We start from the raw sequence: 12,198 nt of genomic DNA, 5'->3' as shown, positions 1-12,198 counted from the left end.
TACAATCGATGACTCCATTCCTCAATCATATTTTACCAGATTACACCTATACTGCCCCGTAATTTAATAGAAAGAGGGATGCAATTTCCCCAATCTGAATCGATCGTGGGCGTTACCGTGCAGAATTTTCCTTGACAAATAGATGATGTATCACTTATTATCGGAATATAGATGACACATCATTTAATTATAAGGAGAAAAAAACATGAGCCAAACTAAAATTCACGTACTGCACACTGGAAGCGTCAATGTCGATCGCGCTTTGCCGTTTAAGGAGAAAACACTTCACCCCTTGCCATTCTCGGGTTGGCTGCGTCCCAATAGCTGGAGAATGTGGGTCCCCGTTTCTGCCTATTTGATTGAGCACCCGAAGGGACTCCTATTGGTCGATGCCGGCTGGCATGAAGATATGCGCGTGAACGTGCGCAAACATCTCGGCTTCTTGACAAGCACTATGATCTCTGGAGTATTGCCTCCAGGACAATCCATAAGAGAACAGCTGCAGCGTTTGGGGTATACGGATAAGGATCTTGATCTTGTCATTATGACTCATCTGCATTCCGACCATGTCAGCGGAATTAAACATGTTAACGGTGCAAAACGCATTATTGTTTCGGATTTGGAGTGGAAAGCGGCGCTAAAAGATCGCAACTATATTAAATCCATGTGGGAAGGTGTAAACATGGAAAAGTTCGATATGAAATCTATTCCTCACGGTCCCTACAAGAAAGGTTTGGATTTGTTCGGGGATGGTTCGATCTACCTCATACTGACACCAGGACATAGTGCAGGCATGGTCTCTTTACTTGTCAAAACCGATGATGGCTGGGTCTTGCTTGGCAGCGATGTCGGATATGCCAGAAAATCGTGGGAACAACATATACTGCCAGGTGTGACGACAAGCATGGAAGAAGCGGATAAATCTCTAACGTGGCTGGGCGAGTTTTCCAAACGGGACGATTGCAGAATGGTCATCGTCAATCACGATCCCGAGATTGCGCCTAAAATAATAACTTGAAAAACAAGGAGGAGTCAGCGTTGGAAATTTCATTTAGCAATGAAATTATCATGGATAGCAGTGTGGATCAAATTTATGACTATCTGAGTAAAATGGAGAACTTTTCAATTTGGAATTATGCAGTTATTCGTGTCGAGGCGGTAGAAGATCACAAGGATACCTACAGGTTAGTAAGGAATTTAGGTCAACATGTAGAAATAGAAACGATAACTATCATTAAGGCTCAAAAAAACAAATTTCTGCAATTTCAAGCGACCGGAGGCAGATTTTCTTATGAAATGAAATATGAACTCAAGCAACTGGGAAATAAAACGTTGCTGGCCAATTATGCGACAATGAAGCCGAACGGTATTAGCGGTGTGCTGCTTAAGCTTTTAAAGGGGCATATACAAACTGAAGTAAAGAATAATCTGCTTGTATTAAAAAACATTATGGAGATTAGTATCATGGAATGAGTCGGGCGTATACTTTTGAATGAGAGTGTCTCCGCCAACAGGAGCTACCCTAGCGTGTATGTTCCAATGAAAAAGCAGACCACCGTTGTGACCTGCTCTGTTCAATTATCTGTTAGTTCAATGTTTCTTCTTTTTCATTAGAGACTAGCTGTTCCAGCGATGTTGGGTAAATCGGACGAATTAGCTCTAAAATTGCTTTTGCATAGTCCTGAATTTCTTGTTGAGCATCATGTTCTAATCGTTGTGCTAAAAAATGAGCAACCGATTGTACAGAGGCTGTCCAATACCAACGGACGTACATCCAATATGAGGGCAGAAACAATCGAGCTTGTTCAGCACAAATACCATCAGCTATAGCTTCTTCATATTTCTTTATACCAAGCTAAATATATTCTATCAATTCCCGTGTATGTTTATCACCAAGTTCCCATGAGATTATGTCTCCACTACCTTGTTTGGAGTTCTCAGGCTTTGATCTCCATTGGTCCGATTTTGGAATATAGAAGATGGGTTCCGTACATAACCCTCATTAAGAACTTTTATCAACGACATATTATAGATCCTCCTTTGACTAATACGAAATATTCTATAAAGAGGAGTACATTCCTGCTGCTGAACTTCAGCCATTTGCACAGTTGCTGTCCCTCTTAAAACAGAAAGCCAACCGTTAATACCGGATATTCCGAATGCCCCCATCGTAATACTTAGTCCTGACATTGCTAATAGAATAAACCAAGGATTTATCCCCATTACATTTTCAATTGGTTGAGCAAAATTACGCTTAATATTAAAACCACTTCCACTTCTCTGCCGCGGCAGAACAATTGTAATAAAGTCCATCCCTTACAGGATGGACTCACACTCAATTTCACGCTCATTAAATCGTTCGATCTTTTGTCAAATACAGGGCCAGATCGTGTCCGACTCGAACAAAACTACCCGGCTCCACCTGTCGGCCTTCGTAAAACATTCCTCTTCCATCAGGGATGTATCCCCGCTTTGCATAAAGCCGCTGTGCATTACCGTAATCATAATAGAGTCCAACTCCGATTCCGACAATACCATATTTATCGAAGGCAATTTGTTCGATCGCATCCATTAATGCGTTGCCGATGCCTTGTCGGCGTTGAGAGGGAATAACATCCAGATTATTGATCTCCGGAATCCCTTTGTCTGCGAAATACGGATAATTTGATTGGGACAGAAGATGCAGCCATCCAGTGAAACTCTGATCATATAAAGCAACAAGTGTGATCCGCTCCCCAGATTTATTCTCTTCCCAGCACCTTTTTATATAGTCCATTGGTTTCCCGATATTATGGTGTTCAAGTGTTTGGAAAACCATGCCAATATCTTCATTTTTCATTTGTCTGATTTGGATGCGAGTATTCATTCAACATTCCCCCAATGCCGCTTATTTTACACGAATAGCGATTTCGTACGATATGCTACTTCGCCGAATATATCCCCTCCTTATAAGCCATCGTATAAACTATCCCCTCATCCGTTAATACCGCAGAATTTATGGTGTCCTTAACCAGACGAACATTGCGGCCGGCTGCATCAATTTTGTATAATCCCAAGTCATAGCCATTGGACAGATAATAAACGCCGGCACTCCCCGCATAGTACGAACTGACCGATTTATCGCTTAGTTTGACTTCCCGCCCATTCGCGGTATCATATCGGTATAATTCTCCCAGACCGGAGCTGTCTTTCGTATTCTCACTTGCAGTGTAGTAGAGACTCCCGTTAAAGAACTGCGCCCGCATCAGTTTTCTTTTAACCAGAATCTGATCATTGTTTCCATTCAAGTCGACCCTTCCCAAATAGCCTGTGCTTGAGTCGGAATAATAAATCCGGTTGTCCACCATCCAGAATTCATTTGCCGGAGAGCTTAGCTTGACCTGGGTCCCGTCGGCCAAATTGATTTTGTACACCGAGCTTACGTCTTTAGGATCGCTTTCTTTATAGCCCAACGTATACAGGTAACCGTCTTTAATATACATGGCATGGCTGGTCCCAAAACTGATGCCCCGGTCGTCTATCTTCCGGTTGATTCCGTAGGCAAACCCCGGTTCTCCTATAGATGAAGCTTCTCCCGTCTTCGTATCGACCCGATTTAAATTATCGGCTCCGCCGTTCATTGGCGCGAAATCCGTTTGGTATATATAGTCACCTTCTTTTATAAAGCGGATAAAGCTTTTTGCACCTGCAACGCTTTTCAGAGCGCCATGATCGACCTTATACAACGCCTCGCTTCCCATCGTCAAATCCCCGGAATGCAGGTTGACATACAATTCATTGTCGATTTTCTCAATACTCACCAGCCATCCGTCCCCTGGCCTCCACTGCTCGACTGCACAGATTTTCCTTGATTTATTTTCGGCCAAATTGAATGCATCCAGCTCGGCCTTGTTATTAACCATGGATATGTAATAGAGCTCGTCATCGATCACGTTCGCAAAGTCAAATATGGCATTTCCCTGTATTCGGACTTGAACCTCTTTCTGTCCGTCTGCTTTCTTGTACAACGCTTGTATTTCACTGTTGTTTGTATAACTGCGCTTGAAATAGTAAACAGAGTTTCCGTACTTCGTAATAGGGTAAACGGTTTGCGTGTAATCGACCCGTTTGCGGGTATCGGTCAACTCGGCTTTGATCCGATCCTTGATAGCCAGCGTCTGCGGGTTCTGCAAATCTACGTTTTCGTCGCCGATCAGGACCAGACCGTCCAGCCAATCGATTTTTTTGTCCAGTGCCTCGGCCGCGCTCCTTAAAGGCAGTACGATTCTCCCGTTTATTTTTTGCGGCGCGATGTCGATGGCATGGGGCAGGTTATTGACCAGCATCGTTTTGCTGTTTACCGTAAATTTGATGATCTTGTTTAAGTTGGAATTCTTCAAGAGCACGTCATTCGGATTTTGAGGCTGCCAAACCGCTTCCCACATGCTGCTATACTGGCTGGCTTGAGTTGCCAGATCACTCATCAATCGAATGGGTACCAGGATATGTCCGTCTCTCTGCACGATTTGATAATCTTGATAGAAGTCTGTTTTTTGTCCATTTGCAAAGACTTTATTCTGATAATCGAACGGAACGATCACAATCTGGTCGAAAACTTCGTTTAACGGTTTTTTGTCCCCCTCTTCAGCCGCCGCATAAGTTGTTAGAGAACCGCTGACAAACCATATGCCTATTAACATGGCCATTATAAAATTTTTCATAAACATTCCTCCTTCTCCCAAATCCTGCTTAATCCATTTACTTACAAGTCATAAGACGCAACCATACCGTAAATGTTTCGGTCCAGACATTCAGAAGTGTCGTACCGGGACCATCCCCCTATTCCCATCTCCTTCTGTATACCCAGCACACCATGATAACCTATGCTAACAGGTTGTACATGCAATATAGTGTCTGCTTTAAAGCCGGCTAGGTTAAAATAAGGATGAGACCGGACTTGTTCGTGAAGGAGGAAGAACCAGATGACCACCCCGACAACCGCTCCAACCAAGGAATCTCAGCGGCTGTTTATAGCCGTACCGCTGCCGGATTCACTGAAACGATTGATCGGCGCATGGACGAGAGATATCCGTACATCATTTCCCTTTCGCAAGTGGACAGACGAGGCAGACCTGCATGTGACGCTGCAATTTCTGGGCGATACGGCTCCGGTCCTGATCCCTGAACTGAAGGCAGCCCTGGCGTCCGCAGCCGGCTCGGGCAGAATCCAGCCATTCACCTTATCGCTCCGGGATACGAGAACCTTCGGCAGACCCGGGCAGCCAAGTGTGCTTTGGGCAGGAATCGGCGGCGAACTCGAGCAGCTGCACAGCCTTCAGCGCATGATCGTCGAAGCAACGGCGCCGCTCGGCTTTGCAGCGGAAAAAACGCCCCTACAGCCCCCATCTCACCATCGCCCGTAAATATACAGGCAAGGATGAGTTCAGCCCGCCGGAGCTCCTTCGGGCCGACCATTCGAGCGACCTGCTTGCCAACGGACCCGGTCACAACTCCGATGACAGTACGCAGCCGCAGGCTTATGACAATGTTAAAGATCCTCTAAGTTGGCAGGTCGATGAAATCGTACTGTACCGCACCCATATGCATCAGCGTCAGATGTATGAAGCGGCAGCCCGCTTTGCTTTACGCTGACCTTATAGAAGTGAATAGGAATGAGCAAAAAGAGCCGTGAGGAATTGATTCCTCATGGCTCTTCCTTCTTCCATAGTGGATGCACCAGCACAATCATGATGTGAAGCATGGGACTTCTATTATTTAATAAAGTCGATATCGGGCTTAACTGGTTCGTTCTTGATAAAGTGGCACATTTCAAACTTTCTCATTTATCTCTCTTAAGAAACGGATGATGCACTGCAAAATAAACAGCACTACACGCTAAGCCGGCGATTGCTGCAACAAGATACATACTTTGATAACTTGTCTTGCTTGCAATCCATCCAAGTACAAATGATCCAATGCCAAAGCCCAGATCAAAGAACAAAAAAAAGGTTGAAATGGCAATGTTTCGACGTTCAAGGGCCACAGCCTGAATAGCTAATAACTGAAAGCATGGAAATAGTGCTCCATAACCAAATCCAATAATCGCTGCTGAAAGTAATAACAGAAATCCAGTTTCTGATTTACTTAGCAATATCACCCCGATTACAAAGATGATCGTCCCCGGATACACGATAAAATGCTCTCGCCATTTATCTAAAGCTATACCGACAAGTGGTCTTGAAACAATAATGATGAGTGCAAAAATAACAAAAAACAGACCCGAGAAGCGGCTTAAATTCATTTCCATTGTATAAGAAAAGATAAATGAAGTTAACGAGCTATAGGAAAATGACAGCAAAAATCCTACGAATGAAATGGGAAGAACTTTTCTCTCTATTAAATTACGCCAGGACTTTTTTTCATTCGTTATTAGTCTTACAGAAGTTTGTTGAGAATGCCGAACAAATACTAAGCATATCAGGGATAGACCAGATAAAATCAAGCTAACGATAAAAAGGGCCTGGCTATTATCATATCCATGTATCACATAGGCTCCAATTGCTGGACCAATGACCATGGCAATGCTCATGAACATACTAAAGTACCCAATGCCTTCTCCTTTTTGAGAATCTGGAATCAGATCAGCAGCTAAGGTACTTGTAGCAGTAGCAGCGACGGCAAAGCTGCCGCCGTGTATCAAACGTACTATTAGTAGAAATAAAATACCATACGCTCCTAAATAAATTGCAACAGCTAGAAAAAATAACAAAAAAGAAATAATTGCCGTTTTTTTCAAGCCAATCATTTCGATCCACCGACCGGAAAATAAACGAAATGCGATAACACCCACCGACCAAAGTGTAATGACCAAGCCCATTTGTTGTTGATTGCCGTGCAAGACTTCCTTTACAAAAGTCGGGAGCGTAGTGTTGAGCATATAGACGGTTATATAAATAAAAAAACTGCTAAAGCAAATGGCTATGAAATTTTTTGTCCAAAGTCTGCTGCCATGCACATATGTCATCTCTCTCTTCAGCTAGTTTGTACGATGGAACGGTGCCAGTTAACCTTTTATGGAGCCGTTGAAAATACCACCAATCATATTGCGTTGAAAAATCATAAAAAAGATAACGGATGGAATCAATATAATGGCAATGCCCGCAAATACAAGTGTATTGTTGCTGCCTTCATGCGCAGATAATAAGGTAATTCCAACCTGTACGGTCCTCATTTCTTCTTTGGTAGTGACAAGCAACGGCCACAAATAAGAGTTCCATACACCTACAAAGGAGGACAGCCCTAATGAAATAATAACAGGAACAGATACGGGTATACAAATGCTTGCATAAAATTTGAAATCACCGCAGCCATCCAAGAAAGCAGCTTCTCTTAACGTTCCGGATATGGTCTTAAAACCTTGTCTAAACATAAATACTTGTCCAGCACTCACAAAGAATACAATCATGATTCCTAAATAGCTATTCAACAGATGTAATTTACTAACCGTAATAAAATTCGAAATAAGCAAAGCTTCAGAAGGAATCATCATCGTTCCAAGAATGAAAACAAACATAAATTTACGACCTGGAAAATTAATAAACGCTAGTGCATATGCGGCTAAGGTCGATATCAGTAAGCGGACTAAGGTCACGATTAGCGCAATCATAAATGAATTCAACATGAATCTGGGAATCATCGTATTAAAAAGGACTTCTTTAAAATTTTCTAGATAGGAGAAGCTATCCGGCAATACGGTTGGAGGAAAAGACCCGAATTCCCCTTCGGTTTTAAATCCCGCGAGGATAGCATAAAACAATGGGAATGCCACAATTAATCCAAGAAGTAAGCTTAATACAGTGTTCAGAGAGGTTTTCCATGATCGTTGCATTCTCATTCGTAAACAACCCCTCTTTTTTCATATAAAAAGTTAATAAGCAAAAACACAAGTGTAAGCAAAAATGCACAAATACTCGCTGTACTGCCAATCGTATAATTCAGACTGCGGAATCCTGACGTATACACATAATAAATTAATGTAGAGGTATGACCAAGCGGATTTCCTTGGGTAAGGATCATAACGGGTCCTACGGTTGTCAACCCTACAATAATCTGCGTACAAACGACATAAAACAACGTTGGAGTAATCATTGGAATCGTTATTTTTAACGTTTTTGTCCAATAGCCGGCACCATCGATAACGGCCGATTCACTTAAGTCTTGCGGAACATTACGAACAGCAGCAAGCAGCAGCATGAAGTCAAAGCCCATCATCGTCCAGACTGAAATCAACACGAGTGACGGAAGTGCCCATGTAGAATCACCTAACCAATTGATGTCGCTCGCGACTCCCAATAAATTCAAAATATAATTTAACAACCCATTGCGAGTCAAAAGGTGTTCAAATATTAAACAGGTTGCCGCCATGGATACAGCCATTGGAATGGAATACAAGAGCTGATAGACGTTAGAAAAAGGTTTTTTCTGTGAAGCAATCAACGCTAGTAATAAGGGACAAATAATAGCAAGCGGAACATACATGGCCGTAAATTTTAAAGTAACGAGAATTGAATTCACAAAATCCTTACGGCTTAAAATATTAATGTAATTTTGCAATCCAACAAAATCGACAATCTCACCTCGTGAATTAACCGTAGATAGACTATAAATAAAGGTCCGAATAAACGGAAAGTAGTCAAATGCTAATATAAACGGGATTATTGGAGCCAAAAATAAATAAGCTTTAAGGGTCTGAATTCTTTTTCTTCGTCTTGCCAGCTGCGCCAGTGATGGAAAGGTGTTCGTTTTCTTAGTAGCACTCGTAAAAGACGTCATATAAAAACTTCCTCCAGCTAGTTATTGACTTCATAATCACCCGAAAAATTGGAAGGTTCCAATTCTTTAGAGTAATGATCCTCCCGAAATTTAAGCTCGCAAACTCCTGACAAGATACACATCGTAAATAAAATCCAATGCACGTGATAAACCCCGCTCCGATGGGATTCAATATACAGGATGCTTTTATTCGGTGTCAACGAATCAATAAATACTTAATATTTAAGAGATGCTTCTCATAAAAATTCGATTCGATCTACACAATATCTTAATTTGAATATTCCATCGTCATCCCTTACGATAAAAACAGTTTTTGGAACGTTCTAATAAAAGGAGCTTGAGGATGAGTGTAACCATTTTAGATATCGCAAAAGTTGCCGGGGTCTCAAAAAGTACAGTTTCACTAGTCATTAACGAAAGTGATAAGGTGAAATTAGAAACGAGACATAAAGTATGGCAAACGATTAATGACCTGGGCTATGTGCCTAATATGGCTGCAAGGGCATTGACAACAAGTCGAACGAAAACATTGGGGCTGATCTTCTTGACTTCAGATGAGACCTCTCTTCCTTATGCTATGGACTCCGTACCCGAAACCTTACTTTATGATGTTACCTACGGAATCAACGCTTGTTTAAGAAATACAGATTACAGCTTGCTTACTGAACGCTTTTCAGTATCGGGCCACGCAAAACTGCCTGATTTAATTAAAAACAAACGTGTAGACGGTGTATTTTTAATTGGTGGATTATATGACGATGCCTTTATTAATCTGGTCCTTAAGCAAGGGATTCATGTCGTCATTATAGGACGTCATCAAGAAGGGGTTGATTCTGTTTCTGTTAACGCCAACAAAGTTGGTTATTTAGGAGCAAAATATTTGTTGGAGCAAGGACATAAGCAAATAGCATTTATAAGCGGGCCAGCACATAGTTCGATTTCTCAAGACAAACAAAATGGCTTTGCGGCAGCTGTTGCCGAACTAGGCATTAGCATGGAGCAAATTTATTTCATGCATTCGCCGTATACGGGGTTGGGTGGATATCAAACGTTGAAACAATTGTGGAATGATGGAATTAAGCCAACTGCCATTTTTGGCGGCAGTGACGGAATTACTGCAGGAATCATTCTTTTTTTATACGAGCAGGGAATTTCTGTACCTAAAGATATTTCAATTATTAGTTATGAAGAATCGCTGCTTTCAACACATGCTCCCTTTTCTTTAACCGTAATTGATGGACATAAAATACAACTGGGTGAAATGGCATGCATGACGATGATTAACCGTATCAAAAAGCAAAATGCACAAGAAGTAACATTAATTATCGAGCCCTCATTTATTTTGCGAAACTCCGTCAGATCCTTAATTTAAAAATAAATAGAATTCTTTTAAGGAGGTGGTGATGTTACCCGTCCAAAACGCGTGTACGACTCGTAATTATAAATCCAATGCTATGACGATAAAACTTCGATAACTATTTTTATCCCGCTGCGGTATTCTTTCTTTTTTCACATGTTCAAGTGAAGAACAATTAAACAATTCTAAAGATAGTGGAGGAGAAAACCATGCGTTTAGCAACAATGACAAGTCTATTTCGAGAAAAAAGAGGCGCCGATGATCACATCAGCTATATTGAATCTATCCAAAGATGCAAAGATACAGGCTTCTCTGTGCTGGATTTCAATATGTGCGCAATGATCCATAATAAAACCGAATTAAATGGCTCCAATTGGGAAGCCGAGCTTGAAAAAATCAAAATTGCCGCACAAAATTTGGGTGTTGAATTCTCTCAATCACATTTACCTTATTTGCCCGGAAATAAATTGTTCCCGGCAGGTTCCGAGGAAGAAGCATTCTTTAATGAGATCACTTGGCGCTCTCTGATCGTAAGCCATGAGTTAGGTGTAAAAGCTGCTGTTGTTCATCCTTTAACAGAGCAGGTGTTTGAAGAGCATAATGAAGAAGCAAACTTAAATTTGAACCATCAATTCTACGATTCTATAGTAGAAGAAGCTGTAAAACGGAATGTAAATATCGCATTTGAAAATATGGTGGATACAAATATCAAACGGCGCTTTGGTTCAATCGCAGAGGAGCTCATTACATTAGTTGACTCTTTTAACGATTCACACGTAGGTGTTTGTTGGGATATTGGACATGCAAACCGCATGTATAAAAGCCAAGTTCGCCCGCTTCGTCTTCTAGGTGAAAGAATCATTGCTCTTCATGTCGATGATAATTATGGTTTGACAGATGACCATTTATTGCCTTTCTTAGGGAATATCGATTGGGAAACGATTATGTCGCTGCTTACAGAGATTGGGTATAAGGGCGATTTCGTTTATGAGATCAAAACGAACAATTACATGCCGGATGAACTTAAAAATGTGACTGCTGAATTTTGTTACAAAGTTGGGGAGTATTTACTTTCTCTGGGTAATGCCCCTAAATCCGGAGAGGTCAAGTAATCTTATGAGATTAGTGACATCTACAAACTTGTTTGGAAAAGGCCGCAACGGACGTATGCATACACCGTATATCGAATCTGTTAGGCGCTGCAGACAGGCTGGATTTAAAGTTTTGGATTTTAGTTTTGTCGAATTTTTCTTCACCCGAACAGAGCTGTGGGAAGAGGATTGGCAAAATGAAATTTATATGATCCGGAATGAAGCGGAACGACTCGGTGTGACGTTCTCACAATCCCATTTGCCTTACAACCCAGGATATATGCCGACTTGGAAAAATGAAGAACAACGACTTTTATACGTAAAACACATGGAACGAAGTGTTCTTGCAAGCAGTATGCTGGGTGTTTCATGGGGTGTTGTTCATCCATTTACTCAATGTGAGGAAACGGAATTTGACGAGGAAGCAAGTATACAATTTAACCATCAGTTTTACGCTGATTCGATTGAACTGGCTCTTAAAAATGGTGTTGGTATTGCATTTGAAAATATGATTGAATATCCGGAACACCGTAAATTTTCTGCCCGTGCCGAAGAATTAGCAGCATTAGCAGATTCTTTTAACGATAAGCGAATTGGTGTATGTTGGGATTTTGGTCATGGGCATCGTATGTATCGAGACTTATCTCGTCCGGTAAAGGTTTTAGGCAGTCGCTTAGTTGCTCTTCATGTTAATGATAACACGGCAATATCTGATCAACACTTTACACCTTTTATGGGGACTGTTAACTGGGAAGAGGCTATAGATGCATTATGGAGCATTGGCTATTCAGGCGATTTTACTTATGAAATTTATGGTTTAACAAAGCAAATGCCTGAAGCTTTGAAAGATATATCGGCAAGCTATGCTTATCAAATCGGCAAATATTGTGTCGACAGATTTCATGCCCATGCAGCTAAATTATAATGTTAAAAATCTTA

The 12,198-nt window shown here is 41.4% G+C and carries 14 protein-coding genes; 7 read left to right on the top strand and 7 right to left on the bottom strand.

From position 1 onward, the window contains the following. The first annotated feature begins 205 nt into the window (after positions 1-205). Positions 206-1,018, top strand: coding sequence for an N-acyl homoserine lactonase family protein (locus tag ACFOLF_RS26275; RefSeq protein ID WP_210044325.1), 813 nt, complete (start codon positions 206-208; stop codon positions 1,016-1,018). A gap of 20 nt (positions 1,019-1,038) precedes the next feature. Beyond that, positions 1,039-1,473 (top strand): SRPBCC family protein, encoded by a 435-nt coding sequence (locus tag ACFOLF_RS26270; RefSeq protein WP_210044324.1) that lies wholly within the window; start codon positions 1,039-1,041, stop codon positions 1,471-1,473. Between the two features lie 112 nt (positions 1,474-1,585). On the opposite strand, the gene ACFOLF_RS26265 is transcribed toward ACFOLF_RS26270, so the two are convergent. Genes ACFOLF_RS26265 through ACFOLF_RS26250 form a run of 4 tightly spaced genes read right to left on the bottom strand, consistent with a single transcriptional unit; the run spans position 1,586 to position 4,700 of the window. After that, a complete protein-coding gene (locus ACFOLF_RS26265; RefSeq protein WP_379112998.1) occupies positions 1,586-1,849 on the bottom strand; it encodes an FAD-dependent thymidylate synthase in 264 nt (87 codons plus the stop codon). Positions 1,850-1,908: 59 nt separating this feature from the next. Further along, on the bottom strand, positions 1,909-2,313 hold the full coding sequence (locus tag ACFOLF_RS26260; protein ID WP_210044316.1) for a hypothetical protein: 405 nt from the start codon (positions 2,311-2,313) through the stop codon (positions 1,909-1,911). Between the two features lie 37 nt (positions 2,314-2,350). Continuing rightward, positions 2,351-2,866 carry a GNAT family N-acetyltransferase gene (locus ACFOLF_RS26255; protein WP_210044307.1) on the bottom strand — a complete coding sequence of 172 codons (516 nt, stop codon included), beginning with the start codon at positions 2,864-2,866 and terminating at the stop codon, positions 2,351-2,353. A gap of 55 nt (positions 2,867-2,921) precedes the next feature. Continuing rightward, a complete protein-coding gene (locus ACFOLF_RS26250) occupies positions 2,922-4,700 on the bottom strand; it encodes a DUF5050 domain-containing protein (protein WP_210044305.1) in 1,779 nt (592 codons plus the stop codon). 261 nt (positions 4,701-4,961) lie between these two features. Between ACFOLF_RS26250 and thpR the strand changes: the two genes are divergently transcribed. Together thpR and ACFOLF_RS26240 are read left to right on the top strand one after the other, a co-directional pair. Then, positions 4,962-5,402 carry an RNA 2',3'-cyclic phosphodiesterase gene (thpR, locus tag ACFOLF_RS26245; RefSeq protein ID WP_379219553.1) on the top strand — a complete coding sequence of 147 codons (441 nt, stop codon included), beginning with the start codon at positions 4,962-4,964 and terminating at the stop codon, positions 5,400-5,402. Continuing rightward, positions 5,353-5,631, top strand: a complete 279-nt coding sequence (locus tag ACFOLF_RS26240; protein WP_379219551.1) for a hypothetical protein — start codon at positions 5,353-5,355, stop codon at positions 5,629-5,631. Before thpR ends, ACFOLF_RS26240 begins: the two co-directional genes overlap by 50 nt. Positions 5,632-5,818: 187 nt before the next feature. Here the strand turns inward: ACFOLF_RS26240 and ACFOLF_RS26235 are convergent, their stop codons facing one another. From ACFOLF_RS26235 to ACFOLF_RS26225, 3 genes are read right to left on the bottom strand one after another with little or no spacing between them, the layout of a single operon-like run. Then, positions 5,819-6,994, bottom strand: a complete 1,176-nt coding sequence (locus ACFOLF_RS26235) for an MFS transporter (RefSeq protein ID WP_210044288.1) — start codon at positions 6,992-6,994, stop codon at positions 5,819-5,821. Between the two features lie 48 nt (positions 6,995-7,042). Continuing rightward, on the bottom strand, positions 7,043-7,873 hold the full coding sequence (locus tag ACFOLF_RS26230; RefSeq protein ID WP_210044286.1) for a carbohydrate ABC transporter permease: 831 nt from the start codon (positions 7,871-7,873) through the stop codon (positions 7,043-7,045). Further along, positions 7,870-8,811 carry a carbohydrate ABC transporter permease gene (locus ACFOLF_RS26225; protein ID WP_210044284.1) on the bottom strand — a complete coding sequence of 314 codons (942 nt, stop codon included), beginning with the start codon at positions 8,809-8,811 and terminating at the stop codon, positions 7,870-7,872. The genes ACFOLF_RS26230 and ACFOLF_RS26225 overlap by 4 nt, the downstream gene beginning before the upstream one ends. A 343-nt stretch (positions 8,812-9,154) precedes the next feature. Between ACFOLF_RS26225 and ACFOLF_RS26220 the strand changes: the two genes are divergently transcribed. From ACFOLF_RS26220 to ACFOLF_RS26210, 3 genes are all read left to right on the top strand, one after another. After that, positions 9,155-10,183 carry a LacI family DNA-binding transcriptional regulator gene (locus ACFOLF_RS26220; protein WP_210044282.1) on the top strand — a complete coding sequence of 343 codons (1,029 nt, stop codon included), beginning with the start codon at positions 9,155-9,157 and terminating at the stop codon, positions 10,181-10,183. A gap of 194 nt (positions 10,184-10,377) precedes the next feature. Beyond that, entirely contained in the window at positions 10,378-11,280 is a 903-nt protein-coding gene (locus tag ACFOLF_RS26215; protein ID WP_210044274.1) for a sugar phosphate isomerase/epimerase family protein, read from the top strand. 4 nt (positions 11,281-11,284) lie between these two features. After that, positions 11,285-12,184 (top strand): sugar phosphate isomerase/epimerase family protein, encoded by a 900-nt coding sequence (locus ACFOLF_RS26210; RefSeq protein ID WP_210044272.1) that lies wholly within the window; start codon positions 11,285-11,287, stop codon positions 12,182-12,184. Positions 12,185-12,198: the final 14 nt, after the last annotated feature.

Source organism: Paenibacillus sepulcri (genome assembly GCF_042647105.1).
Taxonomy (GTDB): Bacteria; Bacillota; Bacilli; order Paenibacillales; family Paenibacillaceae; genus Paenibacillus_Z; species Paenibacillus_Z sepulcri.
This window is presented reverse-complemented; position numbering and strand designations above follow the sequence as displayed.

Bases quoted from the DNA above. Each gene is read 5' to 3' on its own strand.
- ACFOLF_RS26220 (WP_210044282.1), top strand. From the start codon at position 9,155: ATGAGTGTAACCATTTTAGATATCGCAAAAGTTGCCGGGGTCTCAAAA.
- ACFOLF_RS26250 (WP_210044305.1), bottom strand. From the start codon at position 4,700: ATGAAAAATTTTATAATGGCCATGTTAATAGGCATATGGTTTGTCAGC.
- ACFOLF_RS26255 (WP_210044307.1), bottom strand. From the start codon at position 2,866: ATGAATACTCGCATCCAAATCAGACAAATGAAAAATGAAGATATTGGC.
- ACFOLF_RS26210 (WP_210044272.1), top strand. From the start codon at position 11,285: ATGAGATTAGTGACATCTACAAACTTGTTTGGAAAAGGCCGCAACGGA.
- ACFOLF_RS26225 (WP_210044284.1), bottom strand. From the start codon at position 8,811: ATGACGTCTTTTACGAGTGCTACTAAGAAAACGAACACCTTTCCATCA.
- ACFOLF_RS26230 (WP_210044286.1), bottom strand. From the start codon at position 7,873: ATGAGAATGCAACGATCATGGAAAACCTCTCTGAACACTGTATTAAGC.
- ACFOLF_RS26260 (WP_210044316.1), bottom strand. From the start codon at position 2,313: ATGGACTTTATTACAATTGTTCTGCCGCGGCAGAGAAGTGGAAGTGGT.
- ACFOLF_RS26215 (WP_210044274.1), top strand. From the start codon at position 10,378: ATGCGTTTAGCAACAATGACAAGTCTATTTCGAGAAAAAAGAGGCGCC.
- thpR (WP_379219553.1), top strand. From the start codon at position 4,962: ATGACCACCCCGACAACCGCTCCAACCAAGGAATCTCAGCGGCTGTTT.
- ACFOLF_RS26275 (WP_210044325.1), top strand. From the start codon at position 206: ATGAGCCAAACTAAAATTCACGTACTGCACACTGGAAGCGTCAATGTC.